23 protein-coding genes and 1 pseudogene are annotated in these 22,711 nt (G+C 61.8%); 13 read left to right on the forward strand and 11 right to left on the reverse strand.

Features of this window, described 5'->3' with window-relative positions:
* The 5 genes and pseudogenes from BI292_RS27815 to BI292_RS27835 form a co-directional block, all read right to left on the reverse strand.
* Positions 1-910 (reverse strand): annotated as a pseudogene (locus BI292_RS27815) (APC family permease); the annotation flags it as partial.
* Positions 911-989: 79 nt separating this feature from the next.
* Positions 990-1,742, reverse strand: a complete 753-nt coding sequence (locus BI292_RS27820) for an N-formylglutamate amidohydrolase (RefSeq protein ID WP_101209916.1) — start codon at positions 1,740-1,742, stop codon at positions 990-992.
* Positions 1,726-3,057, reverse strand: a complete 1,332-nt coding sequence (locus tag BI292_RS27825; RefSeq protein WP_101209917.1) for a glutamine synthetase family protein — start codon at positions 3,055-3,057, stop codon at positions 1,726-1,728. The genes BI292_RS27820 and BI292_RS27825 overlap by 17 nt, the downstream gene beginning before the upstream one ends.
* Complete coding sequence (locus tag BI292_RS27830) at positions 3,054-3,698, reverse strand: isochorismatase family cysteine hydrolase (protein WP_101209918.1); 645 nt, start codon at positions 3,696-3,698, stop codon at positions 3,054-3,056. The genes BI292_RS27825 and BI292_RS27830 overlap by 4 nt, the downstream gene beginning before the upstream one ends.
* A 2-nt stretch (positions 3,699-3,700) precedes the next feature.
* Complete coding sequence (locus BI292_RS27835; protein ID WP_092270259.1) at positions 3,701-4,555, reverse strand: MurR/RpiR family transcriptional regulator; 855 nt, start codon at positions 4,553-4,555, stop codon at positions 3,701-3,703.
* Positions 4,556-4,871: 316 nt separating this feature from the next.
* Here BI292_RS27835 and BI292_RS27840 point away from each other — a divergent pair, with 316 nt between their 5' ends.
* Positions 4,872-5,444 (forward strand): histidine phosphatase family protein, encoded by a 573-nt coding sequence (locus BI292_RS27840; protein WP_101209919.1) that lies wholly within the window; start codon positions 4,872-4,874, stop codon positions 5,442-5,444.
* Positions 5,444-6,199, forward strand: a complete 756-nt coding sequence (cobF, locus tag BI292_RS27845; protein ID WP_101209920.1) for a precorrin-6A synthase (deacetylating) — start codon at positions 5,444-5,446, stop codon at positions 6,197-6,199. The genes BI292_RS27840 and cobF overlap by 1 nt, the downstream gene beginning before the upstream one ends.
* Before the next feature lie 109 nt (positions 6,200-6,308).
* Here cobF and ftrA read toward each other — a convergent pair whose 3' ends face one another.
* Complete coding sequence (gene ftrA / locus BI292_RS27850; protein ID WP_101209921.1) at positions 6,309-7,283, reverse strand: transcriptional regulator FtrA; 975 nt, start codon at positions 7,281-7,283, stop codon at positions 6,309-6,311.
* Positions 7,284-7,384: 101 nt separating this feature from the next.
* On the opposite strand from ftrA, the gene BI292_RS27855 reads away from it, so the two are divergent.
* Together BI292_RS27855 and BI292_RS27860 are read left to right on the forward strand one after the other, a co-directional pair.
* Positions 7,385-7,810 (forward strand): rhodanese-like domain-containing protein, encoded by a 426-nt coding sequence (locus tag BI292_RS27855; protein WP_101209922.1) that lies wholly within the window; start codon positions 7,385-7,387, stop codon positions 7,808-7,810.
* A 428-nt stretch (positions 7,811-8,238) separates the two neighbouring features.
* Entirely contained in the window at positions 8,239-9,018 is a 780-nt protein-coding gene (locus BI292_RS27860; protein WP_092270244.1) for an ABC transporter substrate-binding protein, read from the forward strand.
* Positions 9,019-9,126: 108 nt separating this feature from the next.
* On the opposite strand, the gene BI292_RS27865 is transcribed toward BI292_RS27860, so the two are convergent.
* Entirely contained in the window at positions 9,127-10,440 is a 1,314-nt protein-coding gene (locus BI292_RS27865; RefSeq protein ID WP_101209923.1) for a leucine-rich repeat-containing protein kinase family protein, read from the reverse strand.
* Between the two features lie 127 nt (positions 10,441-10,567).
* Positions 10,568-11,725, reverse strand: a complete 1,158-nt coding sequence (gene zapE / locus BI292_RS27870; RefSeq protein WP_101209932.1) for a cell division protein ZapE — start codon at positions 11,723-11,725, stop codon at positions 10,568-10,570.
* 319 nt (positions 11,726-12,044) lie between these two features.
* Here zapE and BI292_RS27875 point away from each other — a divergent pair, with 319 nt between their 5' ends.
* From BI292_RS27875 to BI292_RS27905, 7 genes are all read left to right on the forward strand, one after another.
* Positions 12,045-12,539 carry a spore coat U domain-containing protein gene (locus BI292_RS27875; protein WP_092281424.1) on the forward strand — a complete coding sequence of 165 codons (495 nt, stop codon included), beginning with the start codon at positions 12,045-12,047 and terminating at the stop codon, positions 12,537-12,539.
* A gap of 144 nt (positions 12,540-12,683) precedes the next feature.
* The gene (locus tag BI292_RS27880; protein WP_101209933.1) at positions 12,684-13,229 is read left to right on the forward strand and encodes a spore coat U domain-containing protein; all 546 of its coding nucleotides are present in this window, start codon (positions 12,684-12,686) and stop codon (positions 13,227-13,229) included.
* Positions 13,230-13,249: 20 nt separating this feature from the next.
* Entirely contained in the window at positions 13,250-13,783 is a 534-nt protein-coding gene (locus tag BI292_RS27885; RefSeq protein WP_101209924.1) for a spore coat U domain-containing protein, read from the forward strand.
* Between the two features lie 4 nt (positions 13,784-13,787).
* Positions 13,788-14,288: a spore coat U domain-containing protein gene (locus BI292_RS27890; protein ID WP_101209925.1), complete on the forward strand. Its 501-nt coding sequence runs from the start codon at positions 13,788-13,790 to the stop codon at positions 14,286-14,288.
* 42 nt (positions 14,289-14,330) lie between these two features.
* Positions 14,331-15,104, forward strand: coding sequence for a molecular chaperone (locus tag BI292_RS27895; RefSeq protein WP_101209926.1), 774 nt, complete (start codon positions 14,331-14,333; stop codon positions 15,102-15,104).
* Between the two features lie 136 nt (positions 15,105-15,240).
* Positions 15,241-17,604 carry a fimbria/pilus outer membrane usher protein gene (locus BI292_RS27900; RefSeq protein WP_101209927.1) on the forward strand — a complete coding sequence of 788 codons (2,364 nt, stop codon included), beginning with the start codon at positions 15,241-15,243 and terminating at the stop codon, positions 17,602-17,604.
* Positions 17,605-17,612: 8 nt separating this feature from the next.
* Positions 17,613-18,581: a spore coat U domain-containing protein gene (locus BI292_RS27905; protein WP_101209928.1), complete on the forward strand. Its 969-nt coding sequence runs from the start codon at positions 17,613-17,615 to the stop codon at positions 18,579-18,581.
* Between the two features lie 169 nt (positions 18,582-18,750).
* Here BI292_RS27905 and BI292_RS27910 read toward each other — a convergent pair whose 3' ends face one another.
* A complete protein-coding gene (locus BI292_RS27910; protein WP_101209929.1) occupies positions 18,751-19,503 on the reverse strand; it encodes an anti-sigma factor in 753 nt (250 codons plus the stop codon).
* Positions 19,500-20,006 carry an RNA polymerase sigma factor gene (locus tag BI292_RS27915; RefSeq protein WP_101209930.1) on the reverse strand — a complete coding sequence of 169 codons (507 nt, stop codon included), beginning with the start codon at positions 20,004-20,006 and terminating at the stop codon, positions 19,500-19,502. Before BI292_RS27915 ends, BI292_RS27910 begins: the two co-directional genes overlap by 4 nt.
* 157 nt (positions 20,007-20,163) lie before the next feature.
* Between BI292_RS27915 and BI292_RS27920 the strand changes: the two genes are divergently transcribed.
* Entirely contained in the window at positions 20,164-21,249 is a 1,086-nt protein-coding gene (locus tag BI292_RS27920; RefSeq protein ID WP_101209931.1) for a catalase family peroxidase, read from the forward strand.
* Positions 21,246-21,791, forward strand: coding sequence for a cytochrome b (locus tag BI292_RS27925; protein WP_092270212.1), 546 nt, complete (start codon positions 21,246-21,248; stop codon positions 21,789-21,791). The genes BI292_RS27920 and BI292_RS27925 overlap by 4 nt, the downstream gene beginning before the upstream one ends.
* Positions 21,792-21,883: 92 nt before the next feature.
* Here BI292_RS27925 and BI292_RS27930 read toward each other — a convergent pair.
* Positions 21,884-22,711, reverse strand: an 828-nt coding sequence (locus tag BI292_RS27930) for an MFS transporter (protein WP_101209934.1), incomplete at its 5' end; no start/stop codon positions are given.

Here is a 22,711-nt window from a genome sequence, read left to right on the forward strand (position 1 = left end):
TGTGAAGTGATGGCGACCGCCACGCCCCAGGCCAGCGCGGTGGCCACGCCGGTCAGCGTTGCGAGCCAGCTGCCAGCGGCAATTTCGGCGATTTCATAAACGCAGTGTCCGCCGAGGTGAAACCCATGCCCGCCGCGAGGTCGGTGGCGATCCAGGTTTGCACGACAAAAATCACGCCCATCACCACCAGCGTAATCAACGCCGCTTTGCCGACGCTGCGGCCCGGATCACCCTTGATCTCTTCGGCGAGCGTGGAAATTGCATCGAAGCCAAGGAACGACAACACCGCAATCGACACCGCTTGCATCAGCAGGGCGAAGTTGAATGTTTGCGGGTTATACAGCGGCGCCAGGGTCAATTGGCCGTTGCCGCCACCGTTGTGGAGGGCGTTCCAGGCGTAGAACAGGAAAATCCCCAGCACCACCAGTTGCGCGAGCAGAAACACAATGTTCATCCGCGCGGTGAAAGTGATGCCGCGCAGGTTTACAAACGTTGCGCTGACCAGGAACGCGAGGATGAAGCCGACTTTCGGAATGTCCGGATACAGATGATTCAGCGCCATCGCCGCGTAGACGTACAGCAGCGGCGGGATCAGCAGGTAATCGAGCAGCATCAACCAACCGGCGATAAACCCGACGTGTTGATTCAAGCCGCGTTGCGCGTAGGAATACACCGAGCCGGCGATAGGAAAAGCCCGGGCCATGCTGCCGTAGCTGAGCGCGGTGAACAGCATCGCAACCATGCCGATGATGTACGCCAGCGGCACCATCCCCGGCGCCTCGGCGTTGACGTAGCCATACACACCAAACGGTGCGATCGGGATCATGAAGATCATCCCGTACACCACCAGGTCCGTGAGCGTCAGGCTACGTTTCAACTCCTGCTTGTAGCCGAATTCTTCTATTTCCATGAAGCGTTTCTCCTTATCAGTCGTTCGGACAACTTTTAGTTTTTATGCGGGCAGAGCTTTTTTTACGTAGCGCTTTTTCCTACAGCAGCGGGGCCAGATATCCGGCCCAGCGAGCAACGTTTTCAGGCGTGCGCAGCAGGTCGTTGCGCACCTCGATCAACAGCGCTTGCAAGCCGCGAGCATCGCCGTGCACCGGCACGGTCATGTCGCCCAACGGGTCGATTTTGTACGGCTGATTACCTGCAACTTTCAACGGATGTCGGGCCAGACCGTCGAGCACGTTTTGCGCGTATTGCCGCGCTTCGCCGAACAGCACACCGGCCTCCAGCGGCCGCTGCTGTCCGTAATAAACCGGGGTGAAACTGTGAATGCCCACCACCCGCACCGGGCGACCTTGCGCCACACGCTCATCGATCAGGGTTTGCAAGCGCGTGTGAAACGGCTTGAACAACATCTGCCGACGATGCTCGCGCGTCGCTTCATCGAGTTGCTGGTTGCCCGGCACTTGGTAGATTTCGCTTTGCCCGGGAATGCTGTCCGGGGCGTGGCGTGGGCGGTTGAGGTCGATCAGCAAACGCGAATAGTTCGCCGCCAGCAGGGTCGCGCCGAGGGTCTCGGCCAAACGTTCGGCCAGCGCCAGGGCGCCGATGTCCCAGGCAATGTGCTGGCGCGCGGCTTCGGCGTTCAGGCCCAGGTCATTCAGTGCCGGCGGGATAAACCGGCTGGCGTGTTCGCACACCAGAATCAACGGGTGCTCGGAGGCTTCCCGGCTCAGGGTGTACGCGGGGCGGGTGTAAAGCCCCTGTTCAACGGATTCAGTACAGGCGCGCATAGTGCTCACAAAGTTCGGCGGGCGAGAGCTGTTCCGTCAGCGTCAATTCCTCGGTTTTCAGGGCGAAATAGGTGTCGAGCAAGGCCTGCGGCAAGGCTTCGATCAGCGCCTCGCTGTTGCGCAGGCAATCCAGCGCCTGGGTCAACGAAGCGGGCAGGGCGACGATGCCGCGCGACTGGCGTTGCTCCTCATTCAAGGCATCGGGGATTTCATCGGTGATCGCGTTCAGCGCCAGGCGTTGCTCGATGCCCAGGCGCCCGGCGATCAGCAGCGCGGCCATCGCCAGATGTGGCGAGGCGGTGGCGTCCATCGCGCGAAATTCCAGGTTGTACTGCGCCGCGACCGATTTGCCGCCGAGGCTGACTGTCGGGCAGATCCGTAACGCCGCTTCCCGGTTGCGTTGGCCGAGGCAGGCGTAGGACGCGCTCCAGTGATGCGGCTGCAACCGTTCGTAGGACACCGGCGTCGGCGCGGTAAACGCACACAGTGCCGGCAAGTAATGCAGCACACCGGCGGCCCAATGCTGGCCGAGCGTCGACAAGCCATTGCTGGTGCCGGCGTCATACAGCAGTGGTTGCCCGGCCAGATCCTGCAGGCTGACGTGCAGGTGCACGCCGTTGCACACAGCAGTTTCGGCGGTTTTCGGCGCGAAACTCAGGTCGAGGCCCATTTGCCGGGCGATCTCGCGGGTGATTTCACGCACATTGACCGCGCGGTCGGCCGCCGCTACGCCGAGGGTCGGGCGGCAGGTGATTTCGTATTGATGCTTGCCGTATTCCGGCAGGAACATCTCCGGTTCGACGCCGCCCGCGCGTAAAGCGCTGAGCAGCCAGCCGCCAAACTCGGCGCCCTGGCGCTGCGCTTCCAGGGAAAACGCCAGGTGTTCGGCAGCGCCGCTGGCAAGGTTGAACTCGTGTTCGAACGCGGCGTTGACCTGCAATCCCAGTTCGGCGCGATAACGTTCCACTTCATTGCGCAGCAGCGTGCGCGGGCAAGCGCTCCACGGCCGGCCATCGGTTTCGCAAAGGTCGCCGTGGATGAAATCGAGCGTCGGGGCGTTGGCGTCCGGGCCATTGTTGACGGTCACCCGGCTGCTCAGGTCAGGAATCAGCCGCAAATCACCATAAGCGCCCCACGGGTTGGTCGAGGCGATCACGTCTTGCGGGGTCAGCGCGCTGTTGGCCGGCACCCAGCCGCAACCGGCGGCTTGATAATGCTCCAGCTCATCGCTGGGAAACGAGCGGCCACGGGTCACGCCGATCAGGTCGGTGGTGACAATCGTGGTCATCGGCACCGGCAACAGGCGCGCGCTCATGGCTGCATCTCCTGCAAACGGCGGAGCACGGTTTGTGTGTCGGTAATCCAGCAATAACCCTTGATCGCGTTGAGGCAGGCCTGGTGGCGTTGCTCGGTATAGGTCGCGCAGGCATCGGCGACCAGCGTCACCAGATAGCCGCGGTCGGCAGCGTCGCGCACCGCCATGTCCACGCATTGGTCGGTGACGATACCGGCGATGATCAAGTGCCGCGTTTCGAGATTGCGCAGCACGTAATCGATGTTGGTCGAGTTGAACACCCCCGAAGAAGTCTTCGGCAGGACGATTTCGTTTTCCCGCGGCGTCAGTTGTTCAATCACCTGCGCCTGCGGGCTGCCCTTGGGCAAATGCATGTCCGAGAGTTTGTGGTCCAGCGAGCGGTCGCGGCCATCGGCGGTGAGGCTTTCGATCAAGGTGTGCAATACGTTCTGCCGCGCGCCGCGAAAGGCTTCGAGCAAGCGCTGTTGATTGGGCACCACCTGCTGGCGCGTGCGGCTGAGGAAATACTCGGCGTCAGGCTCGTTGAGGTGCGGGTCGAACTGCGGTTCGAGCCAGGCGCGTTGCATGTCGACCAGCAACAGCGCGGTGTGGTCGGTGACAAACGGCAAGTCGCGGGGCGAGCGATGAGGGAGCGTCAACATCCTTATTTTTCCTCAAGCAAATGGGTATCGAAGTCGGAGCGCACGGCATCGATGCCTTCGAGCCGATCGGCGAGGTCCGGGCTGCGCAAGGTCAGGCAGGCGATCAACGCCTCGATTTGCGCCAGTGCCGGGACCATGCTGTCGAACGCGGAAACCGATTCCACCGGCGCGCTGATGATCAGGTCGGCCATCTCGCGCAGCGGCGACGCATAAATGTCGGTAAACAGCACCACGCGCGCATAACGGTTTTTCGCCGCGCTGGCCACGCGCAAGGCCTGGGTCTGGTAGCGCCGATAGTCGAACACCAGCACCACGTCCTGGCGCTGCACATCGAACAAACGGTCGGGTAACTGAGCGTTGTCTTCCATGGCAAAACAGCCGGGGCGCAGCAGGCGCAGGTGATTGAGCAGGTAATTGGCGAGGAAACTGCTGAAACGCCCCCCGAAGCAATGCACTTGATGGCGCACGTCGAGCAGCCATTCGACCAGAATGCGCACGTCTTCGGGTTGGGTCAGGGCTTGGGTTTCGATCAGCGAGCGATGCGTCTCGGCCAGGTAGTGGCTCCACGGATCGTCTTTTTGCAAATGAGCGCGCGGTTGCAGCAGGGCGCTGGGGGAGCGTAAGCGGTGGTCCATGTCGCTGAGCAGGGCGTCCTGGAATTCAGCGTAACCACCAAAACCGAGTTTCTTCACCAGCCGCACAATGGTCGGATCGCTGACACCGGCATGTTCGGCCAGACGCGACATCGGCCCCAACCCGTTACGCGGGTACTGGTCGAGCAAGGCGCGGATGACTTTGCGTTCCGACGGCGTCAATACGAGGCCGGGATCGGTGATCAAGTCTCTGAGAGGCGGCATCCGGGCTCCTGCTGGATGGGTGTGTCGGTTTTATTTCACAAGTCGCCAAAACAGTATTTATGTAATACACGCTACATGTCTAGTGGATTTTTCACGCAATCGGATTTGCGCATGAGATGGGAGCAAACACCCGTGTTCCGGGGGCTACGTAGATGTCGACACAGCGTGTAGGACATTGACCATAGACATGTCGGAGATCATCCTTTCAGCCACTGAATTTGCCAAAGGTTTGTGGGTTGCGGGCACTTCTTGCGGCACAATCCCCCGATCGTTGGCGGCGTGTTGCCGTTTGGTTTTCCATCAAGAGTAATCACCCGTGCAGGCGACCCGTTTGACCCTGATCTGCCACGCCCGAACCGTCGCACAGAAACTCGCGCGTTTTCCTGCGGATGAATCAGTGGAAATCGATTGGCAATCGGCGAAGTCTTGCCGTCGCGATGCTGGCAACGTGGCGCCCATCCTTCTGTGCGGCCCCGAAGCCCGGACCCGGCAAACCGCCGAGCTGTTTGGCAACGATGCGCAAGTCGTCGAAGCCCTGCGTGATTGTGATTTCGGTCGTTGGCAGGGCCAGCGCCTCAGCGATCTGCAAAAGCATGCGCCTGAAGCGCTCAGCGCCTGGCTCGACGACGCGGATTCGGCGCCGCACGGTGGCGAGTCGGTAAACCAACTCAGCGCGCGTGTTGCGGCATGGCTGACCACGCTGGAGGCGCAACCGGGCCAGGTGATCGCGGTCACTCATCCTTACGTTATTCGCGCCGCACTGGCGCACGTGCTGCAAAGCCCGGCGACCCACCTGGTCGATGTCGAGCCGCTCTCGGCGCTCGAATTGCGTTTCACCGGGCGCTGGCGGCTACGCTTGATGGGCACCGCTTTTGAAGGAGCAATTTGATGAAAACCTTGCTGGTCATCGGCATTGGCGCCGGCAACCCGGACTACATAACCATGCAAGCGGTGAAAGCGCTGAACCGCGCCGACGTGTTTTTCCTCATGGACAAGGGCCAGAGCAAAGACAAGTTGATCGACCTGCGCCGCGAGATCTGCGAACGCTACATCACCGAACACGATTATCGTTTTGTCGAAGCCCACAGCCCCGAGCGCGAGCGTGGCGATGTGGACTACAAGACCAGCGTCGAGGAGCTGAACCTGGCCAAGCAAAACACCTTCGAACGGCTGATCAACGAGGAAATGTCCGACGGCCAATGCGGCGGTTTCCTGGTGTGGGGCGACCCGGCGTTGTACGACAGCACCGTACGCATCCTGCAATCAATCCTCGATGCCGGGCATTGCACCTTCGAGTTCGAAGTGATCCCCGGCATCACCAGCGTCCAGGCGTTGGCGGCGCAACACAAAGTGCCGCTGAACCGCATTGGCCGCTCGATTGAAATCACCACCGGCCGGCGACTGGCGGCGGGGCAGGTGAGTGAGGCGGACAGCCTGGTGGTGATGCTCGATGCGGAAGATTCCTACCATCACGTGGCGGATCCGGAAACGCAGATTTACTGGGGCGCCTACCTCGGCACGCCAGATGAAATCCTCATCTCGGGCAAGCTCAAAGACGTCGCGCCGGAGATCGAGCGGGTGCGCAAAGCGGCGCGGTTGGCGAATGGCTGGATCATGGATACGTATTTGCTGCGCAAGCTTTGAGGCATCAGGTGTCTGGGAGGGCCTGTTCGCGGGCAAGCCTCGCTCCTACACGGGAATACGCTGACCCTGTAGGAGTGAGCCTGCTCGCGATTGGGCCAATAACCGCACCTCAGGAAATCGTCGTCACCTCCCGCCCAAACCGCTCTCGATACACCGACGGCGGCACCCCGACCACGCTGCGAAACGCCACCCGAAAACTTTCCACGGACCGGTAACCGCAGCGCTCGGCGATCTGTTCGGTGTTGGCGCTGGTGCTTTCGAGCAATTCCCGCGCCCGGGCCAGGCGTTGGTGTTGCAGCCAGGTTTTCGGCGACAGGCCGCTGGCCTCGGTAAAACGCCGGAGGAAGGTGCGTTCGCTCATCGCGGCTTCGCTGGCGAGGTCGCGCACTTCCAGCGGTTGGTGCAAACGCTCGCGCGCCCATTGCATGACACGGGACAAATCGCTGCGGGGCGAAGCGCTGACCGGCGCCGGAATAAACTGCGCCTGACCGCCGGTGCGTTGCGGCGACATCACCAGGCGTCGCGCCACCGAGTTGGCGACCTGGGTGCCGAAGTCGCGCGCCACCAAATGCAAACAAGCATCGATGCCCGCCGCGCTGCCGGCCGAAGTGATCAACTGGCCCGAATCGACATACAGCACGTCCGGGTCCACCAGAATGTTCGGAAAACGTTCCGCCAATTCGCTGGTGTAGCGCCAGTGGGTGGTGGCGCGGTGACCGTCGAGCAGGCCGGTGGCTGCCAGCACAAACACCCCGGAACAGATCGACAGCAACCGCGCGCCGCGCGCATGTGCCTGGCGCAACGCAACCAGCAACGCCTCTGGCACCGGCGCCTGGCGGTCGCGCCAACCGGGGACGATGATGGTGCGCGCGGTTTCAAGCAATGGCATGCCGCCGTCGGCCAGCACCTGGATTCCACCCATGGCACGCATCGGCCCGTCATCCACGGCAACGATCTGGTGCTGGTACCACGGGAAATCGAACTCCGGCCGGGTCAGGCCGAAGATCTCCACGGCGATGCCGAACTCGAATGTGCAGAGGCCGTCATAGGCCAGAATCGCGACCAATCCTGGGGTGTTGGGCATTTGGCGGAAACTTCCCGGTAAGTGTCTTGTGCGCCACTGTAGCGGCAAGTGTCCGGCAGATAAAGTTTGCCTACACCCACCGCTACCAAGGACTACACACCATGACCAGTCTGGTTCGCCAAATCCCCGCCGCCCCGTCCGCGATTGCCCTCATGCATTTCAGCAATCGTCTGACGTTTGAAACCGATTGTTCCGACGTCTACGGCAGCCAGGAGGCTGGCGAGGTGGATTTCGTGCTGGTGGATACGCGCGGGCCATCGGCCTACCAGCGCGGGCACGTGCCGGGGGCGATCAACATTCCGGGGCGATTGATAACCGCCCAGACGCTGGCGGCTTATCCCGCGTCCACGTTGTTTGTGGTGTATTGCGCCGGCCCGCATTGCAACGGCGCAAACAAAGCCGCAGTCAAACTCGCGGCGCTGGGTTACCCGGTCAAGGAAATGATCGGCGGGGTTACCGGGTGGCTGGATGAAGGGTTTGCGCTAAACGTGGAAGCGGTTAGCGGGGCGATTGGCTGCGAATGCTGACCTGCCGATAATCGATGACCTGCCATAAAACGATAACCCTGTAGGAGCGAGGCTTGCCCGCGAAGAGGCCGTCAGATCCAACACCAATGTTGGCTGACACAACGCCTTCGCGGGCAAGCCTCGCTCCTACAGGGGCTCGTCGTGTTCGACATTTATGTTGGCTGACACACCGCTTTCGCGGGCAAGCCTTGCTCCCACAGAGGCTCGTCGTGTTCGACATTTATGTTGGCTGACACAACGCCTTCGCGGGCAAGCCTCGCTCCTACGGGTGTGTGGGTAATACTTGGCTTTTTCTATAAGTATTTGTCGCTTATAGATAATTGGCTGGCCCAAAGCCACTCTAGACTGCGGCCACTTTCGATCTTCATCCATCGAAACTGCCACTCTAAAGCTGCCAATAAAAACCTCCGCACACCATGGAGTTATAAATGAACAAGCTAGTGATGTTTGGTGCCCTGGCACTGTCGATGTTGTCCCTCAGCGCTGTGGCTGACGATGCCAAGCCGATCCGCATCGGCATTGAAGCCGGGTATCCGCCATTCTCGATGAAAACCGCTGACGGCAAACTCGCCGGTTTCGACGTGGACATCGGCGATGCGCTGTGTGAGCAGATGAAAGTCAAATGCGTGTGGGTCGAGCAAGAGTTCGACGGCCTGATCCCGGCGCTGAAAGTGAAAAAAATCGACGCCATCCTGTCGTCCATGACCATCACTGACGACCGCAAGAAAAACGTCGATTTCACCATCAAGTACTACCACACGCCGGCACGCTTCGTGATGAAGCAAGGCACCGACGTCAAAGACCCGCTGACCGAACTCAAAGGCAAGAAAGTCGGCGTACTGCGCGCCAGCACCCACGACCGTTTTGCCACGGAAGTGCTGGAACCCAAAGGCATCATCCTGGTGCGTTACGGCTCCCAGCAGGAAGCCAACCTCGACATGGTCTCCGGTCGCCTCGACGCGATGCTGGCCGACTCGGTCAACCTCGACGACGGTTTCCTGAAAACCGACGCCGGTAAAGGTTTTGCATTCGTCGGCCCGACCTACGAAGACGCCAAGTACTTCGGCGGCGGCGCGGGCATTGCCGTGCGTAAGGGCGATAAGGAATTGGCGGACAAATTCAACACCGCCATCACTGAAATCCGCGCCGACGGCAAGTACAAGCAGGTTCAGGACAAGTACTTCGATTTTGATGTTTACGGCCAATAATCCAGCCGTTTAAACCAGCCTTACCAGGCGTATAGGGCTTGATGAAAAGTGGCAATCGTTGAGGCGATTGCCACTTTTTTTGCCCGCTGGCCCATCAATGTGCAGCGGTTACAGGTCCTTCAGTTCGCGCACGATCTCGCTGAATCCCGGCCGCGCCAGCACATCCGGCTGACAGCAACGCTGTTGCAAATCCTCCAGCGCCAGACGTTGTTCAGCACCCAACCCCGAATCAACCCGCGCCAGCAATTCCCCCAACAACACGCCAAATGCGCGCACTTCGATGCGTTGCAGCGCACGGCTTTCGACGCTGTCGCCGGTGGCATGAAAAGACGCCGCGCCAAAGTCCCCCAACAGGCAATCACCGTGCTCATCGCACAAAATGTTGTGGCCATACAAATCGCCGTGGGTGATGCCTTGCCGGTGTAAATGCGCGGCCACCGCAGCAATGCCACCGGCGATGCGCAACGCCACTGCTGCGGTAAAACGTGTGTCGTCGCGGTAAACATCCCGCGAACACGACGCCAGGCTCGGCAGCCCCGCGAGATTGCGATAACTCGGGTCGATCAACTGCATTACCAACCCAGCCTGCGCCTGCGGATGCTCGACAATTCGCCCTTCAACACGGATCAGGTTGGGGTGCAGGCCGGCGGTGATACAGGCATTCATCTCGTGCAGCGGCGAGCCATCGCTGGTCATCTCACCTTTATAGAGTTTGACCGCGACCTCGCTGGCCGGTTGATCCGGGCGCTGCCAGGTGGCGCGATGAATTACCCCCGACGCGCCTTCACCCAATTGCTGTTCCAGACGCAACTGCGACCAGGCAATGCTCGGTGTCGCTTCGAGCGCAGCGGCGTTGGCTTCGGTTTCCAGCGGATTGCCGGCGTACGCCAGCCAACTCAGCGCCGGCAGAGTCAGCAGCCATTCAGGCAGTTCGCCGAGTTGGTTGGCGGCGATGCGGATCAGTTCGAGCTGATGGCAATCGCGCAGACTCTCGGGCAACTGTTGCAAGCGATTGCCGGCCAGCATGAGTTTTTGCAGGTGCGGGCGCTGGCCCAGTTCGCTCGGCAACTCGCTGATGCGATTGTCGGTCAGGATCAACCAGCGCAGCAGCGGTGGCAGGGCAGCGCCGGGCACGTGTTCGATGCGATTGGCCTTGAAGCCGACCATGCTCAGCGCCGCGCATTGGCCCAGACACGCCGGCAGTTCGCTGAAGAGGTTGTCGGAGCAGAAAATGATGCGCAATTTGTGCAACCGATGCAGGTCGTCCGGCAGGCTGCGCAAGGCGTTGCCACTGAGGTTGAGCACTTCCAGCGAATCGGCGAGGTCGAAGATTTCCCGGGGGAATTCGCTGAGGCCGCAGGACAAGTCGAGGCGGGTGATGCCGGCCAGTTCACCGGCCTGCAATTGGGCAAGGGTATTCATCAACGGGATTCGCTATTGATCGTGGCGTCGGGCGCGCGGCCCGGAGAATGGGCTGCATGATAGCGGGAAGTTGGTTTGCCGGTCAGGCCGGTTTTGCGAGCAGCCATCCCGCAAAAAAACCGCTCAATCAAACAACCTCGCGAACCTCGACCAATTGCCCCAACCGACTGCGCGTGCGCGCCAGATCAATCGCATCGCCGCCCAGGCTTTCATGCAAGGAGCGCTGCCCGAGCAACACCAGGTGTTTGTCCTGATCGTACAAAACGTCGATCAGGTTGATGAATCGCTGCTGCGCTGCAATCGAACACTCGGCCAGGCAGGGCAATTGATCAATCACCCAGTGATCGAAACGCCAACACAATTGCAGATAATCCATCACCGCGGTCGGCTGATCGCAGAGGTCGCTGAAGCTGAAGCCGACCGTGCTGCCGTGGCAAAACCACGCCGGCATTTGTCGCGTACCGACCGTCAGTTCCAAGGGCTGCGCGCGGTCCGGCAGGTGCAGCAATTGCCGCTGCTGCGGCGTCGCGGGCCAGACATATTGGCCGTGGGTAAACACCTGCAAATGATCGGTGCGCGCCTGGCTGCGGTAATCATGCGGGCCGCCGACTTCCATGACTTGCATGCGCGTGTTGATCAGGTCGATCACCGGTTTGAAACGCGCGTGGTACAGCGGATTCGGCAGCAGGCCTTCGGGCGGGTAGTTGGACGTCACCAGCAGCAGAATGCCGCGGCGGAACAAGGCTTTGAACAGCCGGCTGATCAGCATCGCGTCGCCGTTGTCATGCACGTGAAACTCGTCGAAACACAACACCCGGCAATCCTGCAACAGCGTGTCCAGCGTCGTTGCCAGGGCATCGTTGTGCTCGCGACTGTCGAACATGCCTTGATGCAACCGGGCGAAGAATTCATGGAAGTGCAGACGTTGTTTTTGTTCGATCGGAAGGGCCTGGAAAAATCCGTCGAGCAACCAGCTCTTGCCGCGCCCGACCGCACCATGCAAGTACAGCCCGGGCAGGGTTTTCGCCGACGATCCGAGCAAATGGGTCGCGTGTTGCGCCATGCAGTCGATCACTCGTTGCTGGCTGTGGCTGAGGGTGTAGCCCTGCGCAAACGCTTTGTGCTGAAAGTAATCGTGAATCAACCGTGGGTTGCCGGGCGACGCCGCTTTGCCAAATAGTTTTTTGCCGGACACCTTATCGCCGAGCAGCGCTTTGCCGAACAAGCGGCGCAACGCGGGCCAGCGCGGTGTGTTTTGCGGACGGTTTGGCGGTGGAACAGCCACGATAAATAGCACCCCGGAAATCAGCAGACCGGCGCGTGGAGCGTCGGCGGCGTAGTTTAACCAAAGGGTGAATTGTCCTGCCACGCGCGCAGGGGTAAACGATGCCTGGTTGTACGAGAAACTGCGGTGTGGACAGCTATTTTCCCGCCGTTGTACCGCAGCTTCTTCAACAAATCGAAACAAATCCCCGCCACTTTGCTGGATCCGATTGCCGCGAATAACTGGCGAAATTTCGTTCGCTGGCTAACCTGATTTTCAGGAGCCACCCCTTACAAGGATTGGGGCAGTGAAAGGATTTTGGATTTTCGTGGTGTTGGGCATGCTGCTCGGCACGCCGATATTGGCCGCAGAAATGCAGGTGCAAGTGCGTGTCGATGTGCTGCGCGGCTGTCAATTGGTCGGCCAGCAACGCAGCGCGGGCATCGAGCAGTTGGGTGTGCTGGATTTCGGCAGCACGGCGCGTCTCGACGACCCCGCGGGCCCGTTGAGTGCCGCCCTGATCAGTTCGCGCCTGCCGCGACTGGAGTGCAATCCGGACACTCCGTATCAATTACGCGTCGATGGCGGCCAGCATGGCGGCGTCGGTGACGTGCGCTACATGGCGGGAGCCAACCAACAGAGCAAACCCATCCCTTATCGGCTCTACCAAGACCCGGCGCGGCGTATTCCGCTGGCGGTGGATGTGCCGGTGAGCGGGCGCGTGCCGGACAGCGGTTCGGTGGATTTGCCTTTGTATGCACGGATCGAACGGCTGGCGGAAATTCCGCATGTCAGCCGTTACTCAGACTTGGTGAAGGTGACCGTCACCTGGTAGCAGGCGCTGTTTGAGGGCTCCCGCCGAGTCGGGTAGCGCAAGGAAGGGGACGATGCCGGTTGATCGTCCGGGGTTCGACACCAGAGGGAACTGGGTTTGGCGCTGACAGACAAGCACTGGAAAATTTTCGCCGCAGGCGCGTCTATCGCCACAGGCGCTCTTTTCGCCACAGGCGCTCTTCTTGCCGCAGGCGCACTGTCATTGCTGGCCGAGCCTGCGTATGCGCTGGTCAGCGGGCAGATCCAGGCGCGGCTGACGATCATTGCCGGCTGCGAAGTCAACAATGGCACGCGTCCCGACCTGCCGGTCGGCGACCTCGGCAGCCTCGATTTCGGCCAGCAGGGGCCGACCTGGACCAATCCGATCAAGGCCAGCCTCAGCGACAACGGCAGCGGCACGCTGAATGTCGCCTGCAACCCTTCGGTCACCGGGTTCACCGTCACCATCGACGGTGGCGCCCACGGCGACGGCGCCACCCGACGCCTGAGCAACGGCCGCCAGACCCTCATTTATCAGTTGTTCCTCGATGCTTCCGGCACACAGGGCTACAGCATCGGCCAACAACACAATTTCGCCGTGACCAACGCAGAGCAGATACCGATCCCGGTATATGGCGCGGTGGTGGCGAATACCCGCGCGGTTCCGGCCGGTGTCTATACCGACACCCTCACGGTAACGCTCGATTGGTAACCCCGTAGAGGACGGACACCATGCACATGTTTGCATCAAGGATTGGTTTGTCATTGCTCAGCCTGACGCTGGCCTCCAGCGCCATCGCGGCCACCACGGTCACCGGCCAGATCACCTCCAGCCTGACGCTGATCAGCAGTTGTCAGGTCAATGGTGCCGGTGGCACCACGGGGCTGAACTTCGGTGCGCTGGACTTCGGCGTCGCCAACAGCCTGTTCACCGAGGCTGACGCGCAGGTGTTGGGCGGCGGCGGAGGGCTGTCGATTCTCTGCTCCAGCGGCACCATCCCGGCGGTCAAAGTGCGCGCCGGCAGCCATGACGGACAGTCGCCCGGCGGCACCCGCGCGCTGGCCGATGGCGGCGGCAACTTCGTGCCTTACGACCTGTACACCGACGCCGGGCACTCGCAGATTCTTGCCATCGACGGCGTGATCAACCTCGCCGCCAGTACCGGCGTGGCGCAGACCGTGAATATCTACGGCAAGGCAGTCGGCAAGGCCGGTTTACCCGCCGGCACTTACACCGACACCGTTGCCGTCGAACTGACGTTCTAGTGCGATGGCTTGCCAGGGATGGCCGACGCTGGTTTTGCTGTGTGCGGGCAGCCTGCCGTTGCCGCTGGCGGCGGTGACCAGTCAGAGCTTTCAGGTCAGCGCGACGGTGACGGCCGGGTGCCTGGTGGTCGGCGGTGTGTCGAACTACGGCAGCCTCGACTTCGGCAGTCGTTCGGCGCTGGCCACCGGTGCGGTGCAAGTGGCGTTGAGCGGTGGCGTGCAGTTGCAGTGCACGCCGGGCGTAACCCTGAACATGAGCGTCGATGGCGGCCAGTACAACAACAGCGGTCGCCATTTGCAGCTGAGCACCGGGAGCAATCGCGTGGCGTATGCGTTGTTTCGCGATGCGGCATTCAGCCAGGCGCTGGGCGTCGGCCAGAGCGTGGCGGTGGCTTACACCGATGCCAACAACATTCGCTTGCCGATTTACGGGCAGGTGCAGTTGCCGGGCAATCAGCCCGGTGGAACCTACAGCGATGTGTTGCAGGTGCAGCTGTCGTGGTGACGCAGTCTTGGTAGTGCAGTGATTTCAACAAGGAGCAGGCACATGGCTTCACAGGTTTTGCGCGCGGCAGCAGTGGCGCTGATGTTCTTCGGGATTGCCCAGGCGCAGGCCGCCAGCTCGGTGCTGATCTGGCCAATCGATCCAGTGCTGGAGGCCGATCAACAGGCCAGTGCGTTGTGGCTGGAAAACCGTGGCAGCGAGACGGCCAACCTGCAGATACGCGTATTTGCCTGGAGCCAGAACGGCTTCAACGACCAGTACCAGAACCAGCGCGATGTGATTGGCAGCCCGCCAGTGGCGAAGATCGAACCGGGGCAAAAACAACTGGTACGCCTGACCCGGACCAAGGACGTCCCGCCGGGGCAGGAACTGGCTTATCGGATCATCATCGACGAGATTCCTTCGGCCACGCCGCCCGCCGCCGAGGACGGCAAGACAGCTGCGGCGATTCGCTTCCAGATGCGTTATTCGGTGCCGTTGTTCGCTTACGGCGCAGGGTTGTGGAGCAAGGAAGACGCCAATCGCCCGCGTGATCCCAAGGGGGTCGGTTTGCCCGACTTGAGTTGGCGCACGGTGGCGGTCGATGGCCGCTCGTATGTCGAAGTGCGCAATCAGGGCGCGGTGCATGCGCGGTTGACCGATGTGGCGCTGAAGCAGGGCGGGCAAAGCAAACCGCTGGTGGAAGGGTTGCTCGGTTACGTGCTGCCAGGCGCGGTGATGCGCTGGCCGGCGCCGGGACCGCTGGCCGGGGAATCGGCGTTGCTGGTGCGGGTAAACGGGGCGAGCCAGGTGCAGAGCATTTCGCCACTGCGCTGATATCACGGCATTCGAGCTGCTGTGGCGAGCGAGCTTGCTCGCGCCGGGCTGCGAAGCGGCCCCTGCACTGACGACCCGGCTTCGCCAGACAGGCTGAACAAGGAGGACAAGGTCCATTGACGGACGTAAAACGCGAATGAGCCCCGCTTGGGCTCGCAGTTTGCAAAGTCCGATCCGGGCGGCAATCTGCGTGTGTTGGCTGCTGATCGTCCCGCGCACCGAGGCCGGCGATTTGCCGCCGCCACCCAGCGGCATGGAGGCCGTGGCCGATGCACAGTTGTTTCTGGAGTTGGTGGTCAATCAGATGAATACCGGACGCGTGGTCGCCGTCGATCAGCGTGGCGGGCGCTTCTTTCTCCCGGCCTCGGCCCTGCGCGAGAGTGGCATAAAACTGCCGGAAAACGTCGATGCCGACGCCGACGTCGATCTCGACAGCTTGCCGGGCCTGCACAGTGAGTACGACAGCACCGGCCAGCGGCTGCTGGTCAACGTGCCGCCGGAGTGGTTGCCGGAGCAATTTGTCGGCAGCCGCGAAGCCTACCCGCGCACCCCGGCGCTGAGCAGTTTCGGCGCGTTGCTCAACTACGATCTGTACCTCAACGACACCGACGATGCCGGCACCTACCTCGCAGCATGGAACGAACTGCGGCTGTTTGACGGTTGGGGCACGCTGTCCAACACCGGGCAATACCGCCAGACCTTGTCGGGCAACGCCGTCAGCACGCTGAATAACGGCTACCTGCGCTACGACACCACGTGGCGTTATTCCGATGACGAGCGACTGCTGACCTACGAGGCCGGCGATCTGGTCAGCGGCGCCTTGCCCTGGAGCAGTTCGGTGCGCCTCGGCGGTGTGCAACTGTCGCGCGACTTTGGCGTGCGCCCGGACCTGGTGACATACCCGCTGCCGCAATTTGCCGGGGAAGCGGCGGTGCCGTCCTCGGTCGATCTGTTCATCAACGGCTACAAATCCAGCAGCGCCGACCTGCAACCGGGGCCGTACACGCTGACCAATATCCCGTTCATCAACGGCGCTGGCGAGGCCGTGGTGGTTACCACCGACGCCTTGGGTCGCCAGGTTTCGACCACGGTGCCGTTCTACGTCACCAGCAGTCTGCTGCAAAAAGGTCTGAGCGATTTTTCCGTGGCCGCCGGTACGTTGCGGCGCAACTACGGCCTCAAGGATTTCGGTTACGGTTCCGGCGTCACGTCCGGCAGTTTGCGTTACGGCGTCAGCGACAACTTTACGCTGGAGAGCCACGCCGAAGCATCGCAAGCCCTGACCCTCGGTGGTCTCGGCGGTAATGTGCGCCTGGGCAATTTCGGCGTGCTCAACACCGCACTCAGTCAAAGCCAGTTCGACGGCGAAAACGGCCAGCAGTTGAGCCTCGGTTATCAGTACAGCAGTCAGCGCTACAGCTTTTCTTATCAGCGGCTGCAACGGCATGAAAACTATGCCGACCTGACGGTGGCCGACAGCCCTTACGCGACCCTCAGCAAGCGCAGCGAGCAGGCGACCCTGAGCCTCAATCTCGACACGTGGGGCAGCCTCGGCGTCGGTTATTTCGATGTGCGCGCGGCGGACGATTCGCGCACGCGTCTGCTTAACCTGACGTGGAGCAAACCGCTGTGGCGCAACACCAGTTTCTACCTGTCGGGCAACCGCGAGATCGGTGACAGCAACTGGGCAGTGCAGGCGCAACTGGTGATTCCGTTCGACCTGCGCGGCAGTCTGGCGATCAGCAGCGAACGCAGCAAAACCGGGCAGAGTCAGCAACGCGTCAATTACAGCCGCGCGGTGCCGACCGAAGGCGGGGTCGGCTTCAACCTCGGTTATGCGCAGGGCGACGGCCCGGCGTATCGGCAGGCCGACCTGACCTGGCGCCTGCAATCGGTGCAATTGCAGGCTGGCGTTTACGGCACCAGCGAGGCTGAAACCCGCTGGGCCAACGCCAGCGGCTCGCTGGTGTGGATGGACCGTCAGGCGTTCGCCGCCAATCGCATCGACGACGCGTTTGTGGTGGTCAGCACCGACGGCTACGCCGATATTCCGGTGCGCTACGAGAATCAGCAGGTCGGCCAGACCGATCGCAATGGCCATCTTCTGGTGCCGTGGAGCAGCGCTTATTACCGTGGCAAATATGAAATCGATCCACTCAACCTGCCGGCCAACGTGCGCAGCCCTAATGTCGCACAGCGGATTGCGGTGCGCCGCGGCAGCGGTTATCTGCTGGAGTTTCCGCTGCAGCGGGTGGTCGCCGCGAGCATTGTGCTGGTGGACGTGCGGCAGCAGGAATTGCCGCTGGGCAGCGGCGTTGTGCATGAGCAAAGTGGCGCGCAAACCGTGGTCGGTTGGGACGGGCTGGTGTACTTGGAAAACCTTCAGGCGCAGAACCGTTTGCGCGTGACGCTGGCCGATGGCAGCCACTGTCAGGTGCAATTTGCCGTGGACATGCAGCAGGCGCAGATCCCGTTGATCGGGCCGCTGGTTTGCCAATGATCAGGCCAATGGTCAGGTGTTTCTTCGCGTTGCTGGCGCTGTGCTTGCCGGGTTCGGTGTGGGCGCTGTGCTCGGTGGTCAGCACCACGCCGGTCGCGTTCGGTTCGCTGAGTTCGATCGCGGTGCGCACCACGGTGCAGAGCAGTTCGAGCCTCAACGCCGGGTTGAGCTGCACCGGTTCTTTGTTGTCGTTGCTGTCCGCCAATGACCATTTCTACGCCACCGTCACCTCCAGCCAAAGCGGCCTGCGCGGCCCGACCGGCGACATCATCAACTACACGCTGTACGCCAACAATTCCACCAGCTACCCGCTGACCCGAGGCGTTGCCTTCGATTTCGCCCGCAATGGCATCATCGACGCGCTGGGATTGCTTGGCAGCGTGGTGCCCAAGACTGCGCCGATTTTTTTACGCACGACCATCGGCAGCAACGTCGCAGCGGGGATCTACAGCGAAACCCTGAGCATTGCCTGGAGCTGGAATTATTGTTCCGGCCTCGGCATTGGCAATATCTGCGTGGGGCGCGACATCGGCAGCGGCAACACCACGTTGACGGTCAACCTGACTGTGGCGAATGACTGCACGATCACCGCGCCGAACATCAACTTCGGCAGCGCCCCGGTGATCAGCGCGTTTGCCCCGGTCACCGGCCAGACCATCAACCTGGCCTGCACCAAGGGCAGCGCTTATACCGTGGGGCTGAGCGATGGCCAGCAAGCCGTCAGCGTCGGTGGGCGTCGGCGGATGGTTTCCGGCGGGAATTATCTGGCCTATGACATTTTCAAAAGCGCCGGCACCACGCGCTGGGGCAGTGTCGGCGCAGCGCGGCGAGCCAGCACCGATGCCGAGGTCAATCCCGGTAACGGCCTCGGCACCGGCAGCCAGGTGTTCAACTACAACGCGAAAATCTACGGCGACCAAAACACCCCGCCGGCCGGGACCTATCAGGACAGCGTGGTGCTGGATGTCGGATTTTGACTACCGCCCAAACTCAATGCAGGAGTGAGCCTGCTCGCGAAAGCGTCGGTTCATTCACCGGGGATGGCGGCTGACAAATTGCTATCGCGAGCAAGCTCGCTCCCACAGTGGATTGGGTTGATTGCAATATCTTTTGAACGACGCTGCTCCCACAGGGTTTTGTCTGTGGCTAAAACTGCTGTGTTTGCTTGAGCAGTTGCGCCGCTGGCGTGTCGTTCGGGCTGACCATTGCGTAGTTGTATCCGGCGCCCGACCAGTACTCGGCCTGCAACTCGCCATCGCTGCGACTGCCGCGCGGCAGCAGGTAGTTTTTTGGTCCCGGTGGGCGCACGTAGAAACTGATCTTGTGCCCGCCCGCGTCCTCATAAACCACCATCGCCGCCGGCCCTTGCTCGGTGCTGAGCAGGCGCCCGCTGACCGGTTTGAACCCTGCGTTCGCCAGGTCCGGCAGGCGATTGGCCTGGGTGAAATAGCGGTCGAGCCAACGCTGCATATCGCCGTCATCGCTGACTTTGTAGTCCGCCGGCATCACGCCTTGCTGCGCAAACAAGCGGTACGCCTGCATCGCATCGGCCATGGGCGGCTGGGCGCTGACGAGGGCGATCTCGCGTGCTTTCCAGCCACCAAAACCGCCGACACTGACTGCAATCAGCAACACCGCCGCGCTGGCCAGATTGCGTCGGGACTGACGTTTCAGGCGTTGGCGAATCAGCGCCGGGTCAAGCTGCGGATTAGCCGTCTGCTGCAACGCGCCACTCAGCGCCGCGCGCAGTTGCTGGGCGTCCTGTTGCCAGGCGCGTACCTGTGCGCAAACGTCGGCGTTGCTTGTCAGAAAAGTCTCCACCAGACGTCGGTCGGCGTCGCTGAGTTGGTGGTCGACGTAGGCGTGTAGGTCACGCTCGCTTGGGGGCATGCTGATCATTTGAGTCTCCGCAGGGAAGGGCGGCTGATTTCGCCGTCGCTGAGTTCGCGCAAGGCCTGGCGGGCGCGGGACAGGCGGGACATCACGGTGCCAGTCGGGACGCCGAGAATCTCGGCGACCTCTTTATACGTCAGGCCTTCGACCGACACCCAGAGCAGCAACGCGCGCTGTTCGGTGTTGAGCTGGTCGAAGGCTTGCAGGGTCGATTGGGCGATCACCGTGCGTTCGACCGAGGGCTGCGCATCGTCACGTCCGGTAAAGAATTCGAGCATGCGCGCGTAACGCCGGGAGCGCCGGTGCGCGTCGAGAAACTGCCGATACAGAATCGCAAACAGCCAGGCGCGCAGGTCGCCGTCGGGGCGTTTGTCGCTCCAACTCGACAGCGCTTTTTCCAGACTGGCCTGGACCAGATCGTCGGCGCCGCTGGAGTTGCGCGTCAACGACACGGCAAACCGGCGCAGTCTGGGAATGATTTCCCGCAGTTGTTCGTCGATATCGTGCATGAAGTTCCGGCCAGTCACTACGCTAGGACTAGGAAGACGTACGGCATTCGAGGTTATTCCACGCCCGCAAAAATAAATACCGGGCGATGGAATAAACCTGCGCGGGGTGCGTCTGGCTGATTCTTCTCACTTGTGGCCGCTGGCCCTGGAGTCTTTCATGGTAGATCGCTCAACACCGCCCAACCGGCCGCCGCTGAGCAGCGCCAGCCTGATTGCGCGCCTGGCTGGCATCGGCGTGATCGTCGCGGCAGTTGCCGGGGCTTTTGCCTACGTCAACGGCACTTTTGACCCACAACGGCTGACCCCGAAAAAATTGATCAACGTGCTCGAAACCAACAACGGCGTGCACCCGGGTTTCCGCCGTAATCACTCGAAAGGCGTGTGCGTGATCGGTCATTTCGAGAGCAGCGGGGAAGCGCGCAGCTATTCCAGCGCGCAAGTGTTCAACGACCCGCAGACCCCGGTGGTCGGCCGTTTTGCGTTACCGGCGGGCAGCCCGTACGCGCCCGACAGCAGTGTGCCGATCCGCAGCCTGGCATTACGTTTCACCCAGGCCAATGGCCAACAGTGGCGCACCGGGATGAACAGCATGCCGGTGTTCCCGGTGGGCACGCCCGAGGCGTTTTATCAGTTGCAGCAAGCGCAATCGCCGGACCCGGCCACCGGTAAACCGAACCCGGCGGCGGTCCCGGCATTCTTTGGTTCGCACCCGGAAGCGGGGCCGTTCCTGGCCTGGATCAAGACGGCCAAGCCGTCGGCGAGCTACGTGACGGAAACCTACAACAGCGTCAACGCGTTCTATCTGGTGAATGCGGCGGGGCAAAAGCAAGCCGTGCGCTGGAGCATGGTTCCGCTGGCGCAGGACGCGGCCGGGGCGACGGCGCCTGAAGGCGCGGATTTCCTTGAGAAAGACCTGGTGCAACGGATCGGCGCAGGTCCGCTGCGTTTCCAGTTGAACCTGACGTTGGCCAACGCTGACGACCCGGTGAACGACGCCAGCAAATCCTGGCCCTCCGGGCGCAAAGTGATCAACGCCGGGACGTTGGTGCTCAACGCTACCCAACCGCAATTGGACGGCGAGTGCCGCGACATCAACTACGATCCGCTGGTGTTGCCGGCCGGCATCGAAGGCTCCGCCGACCCATTGCTCGCTGCGCGCTCGGCCGGTTACGCGAGTTCCTACTTGCGCCGCACCAGCGAAGTCAGTCAGTTGCCCGCCGCTAAACAGGAGGCTAAACAATGAGCGCCCAACCGAAACATTTCGCCCCGCTGGCGCGCCTGTTGCACTGGCTGATGGCGCTGATGATCATCGCGATGCTGTTTATCGGCGCCGGCATGGTGGCCTCGGTGTCTGAACGTCATGAATGGCTGATTCACCTGCACAAGCCGTTGGGCATTGCGATTTTGTTGCTGGTGATCGTGCGCCTGGTGGTGCGTTTCTCCACGCAACAGCCGCCGCTGCCGGCGGATTTGCCGAGTTGGCAAGCGCTGGCGGCCAAGGCATCGCACGTGTTGCTGTATGCGTTGATGCTGATTTTGCCGTTGCTCGGCTGGGCGATGATCTCCGCTGCTGGCGACCCGGTGATGCTCAGCAGTTCGTTGCAATTGCCATCGATCATGCCGGCTGATGCCCAAGTATTTGCGCTGCTGCGCAAGGCGCACGGGTATTTGGCGTATCTGCTGTTTCTGACGGTATTGCTGCACTTGGCGGCGGCGCTGTTCCATGGCTGGGTGCGCCGCGATGATGTGCTGGACAGCATGTTGCGGGGTAAGGATCACATCTGATTCGCGAATCTTCGCGCATCTTATGTAGCAGCTGCCGAGCACCGCGAGGCTGCGATTGGCGCCGGACGCAGCCTCGCGGTGCTCGGCAGCTGCTACAGGGGATGGGGAAGTGTCTGGGGTTTGGCGGCCAGGGTCAGCCACCAATACAGCAACGCCACGCTGTTGATTCCGGCGCCGAGCCAACACACGCCAATCCATCCGGCCCACGCATACATCGCTGTCGAGCCGATCGACCCCAGCGCGCTGCCAATCGAGTAAAACAGCATGTACCCGGCAGTCAGGCGACTTTGCGCTTCGGGCCGCACGCTGTAGATCATGCTTTGGCTGGTGACGTGCACCGCTTGCAGACCCAGATCCAGGGTAATAACCCCCAGCAGCAGCGCCCACAGCGAAGATTGCGTCAGCGCGATGGGCAACCACGACGCGAGCATCACCAGCAGCGACAACCCACTGGTCCATTGCCCCAAACCGCGATCCGCCCAATGCCCCGCGCGCGCCGCCCCGAGTGCGCCAGCGGCACCGGCGAATCCGAATAATCCGATTTGGGTGTGGGACAACGACAGCGGCGGCGCGCTCAGCGGCAAGACCATCGGCGTCCACAGCACCATTGCGCTGGCGAAGGTCAGCAACGCGAGTATCGCCCGTTGGCGCAGCACCGGTTCTTCTTTAAACAGCGTAAACACCGAGCCGATCAGCGCCGCGTAAGAATGTGCCGGTTGCGCGGCTTCGTGCTTCGGCAACACGCGCAATAGCAGTAGCGCCATCAGCAAGGTCAAAGCCGCCGACAGCCAATAAATCGAGCGCCAACCGGCCAGATCGGCCATGCCACCGGCGACCGTTCGCGCGAGCAAAATGCCGACGACGATGCCGCTGGTGACCACGCCGACCACGCGCCCGCGTTGAGCGGGAATGGCCAGGGT

Source organism: Pseudomonas sp. 43NM1, assembly GCF_002836905.1.
Lineage (GTDB): Bacteria > Pseudomonadota > Gammaproteobacteria > Pseudomonadales > Pseudomonadaceae > Aquipseudomonas > Aquipseudomonas prosekii.

Bases quoted from the DNA above. Each gene is read 5' to 3' on its own strand.
- BI292_RS27820 (WP_101209916.1), bottom strand. From the start codon at position 1,742: ATGCGCGCCTGTACTGAATCCGTTGAACAGGGGCTTTACACCCGCCCC.
- BI292_RS27825 (WP_101209917.1), bottom strand. From the start codon at position 3,057: ATGAGCGCGCGCCTGTTGCCGGTGCCGATGACCACGATTGTCACCACC.
- BI292_RS27830 (WP_101209918.1), bottom strand. From the start codon at position 3,698: ATGTTGACGCTCCCTCATCGCTCGCCCCGCGACTTGCCGTTTGTCACC.
- BI292_RS27835 (WP_092270259.1), bottom strand. From the start codon at position 4,555: ATGCCGCCTCTCAGAGACTTGATCACCGATCCCGGCCTCGTATTGACG.
- cobF (WP_101209920.1), top strand. From the start codon at position 5,444: ATGAAAACCTTGCTGGTCATCGGCATTGGCGCCGGCAACCCGGACTAC.
- ftrA (WP_101209921.1), bottom strand. From the start codon at position 7,283: ATGCCCAACACCCCAGGATTGGTCGCGATTCTGGCCTATGACGGCCTC.
- BI292_RS27855 (WP_101209922.1), top strand. From the start codon at position 7,385: ATGACCAGTCTGGTTCGCCAAATCCCCGCCGCCCCGTCCGCGATTGCC.
- BI292_RS27860 (WP_092270244.1), top strand. From the start codon at position 8,239: ATGAACAAGCTAGTGATGTTTGGTGCCCTGGCACTGTCGATGTTGTCC.
- BI292_RS27865 (WP_101209923.1), bottom strand. From the start codon at position 10,440: ATGAATACCCTTGCCCAATTGCAGGCCGGTGAACTGGCCGGCATCACC.
- BI292_RS27875 (WP_092281424.1), top strand. From the start codon at position 12,045: ATGCTGCTCGGCACGCCGATATTGGCCGCAGAAATGCAGGTGCAAGTG.
- BI292_RS27885 (WP_101209924.1), top strand. From the start codon at position 13,250: ATGCACATGTTTGCATCAAGGATTGGTTTGTCATTGCTCAGCCTGACG.
- BI292_RS27890 (WP_101209925.1), top strand. From the start codon at position 13,788: ATGGCTTGCCAGGGATGGCCGACGCTGGTTTTGCTGTGTGCGGGCAGC.
- BI292_RS27895 (WP_101209926.1), top strand. From the start codon at position 14,331: ATGGCTTCACAGGTTTTGCGCGCGGCAGCAGTGGCGCTGATGTTCTTC.
- BI292_RS27900 (WP_101209927.1), top strand. From the start codon at position 15,241: ATGAGCCCCGCTTGGGCTCGCAGTTTGCAAAGTCCGATCCGGGCGGCA.
- BI292_RS27905 (WP_101209928.1), top strand. From the start codon at position 17,613: ATGGTCAGGTGTTTCTTCGCGTTGCTGGCGCTGTGCTTGCCGGGTTCG.
- BI292_RS27910 (WP_101209929.1), bottom strand. From the start codon at position 19,503: ATGATCAGCATGCCCCCAAGCGAGCGTGACCTACACGCCTACGTCGAC.
- BI292_RS27915 (WP_101209930.1), bottom strand. From the start codon at position 20,006: ATGCACGATATCGACGAACAACTGCGGGAAATCATTCCCAGACTGCGC.
- BI292_RS27920 (WP_101209931.1), top strand. From the start codon at position 20,164: ATGGTAGATCGCTCAACACCGCCCAACCGGCCGCCGCTGAGCAGCGCC.
- BI292_RS27925 (WP_092270212.1), top strand. From the start codon at position 21,246: ATGAGCGCCCAACCGAAACATTTCGCCCCGCTGGCGCGCCTGTTGCAC.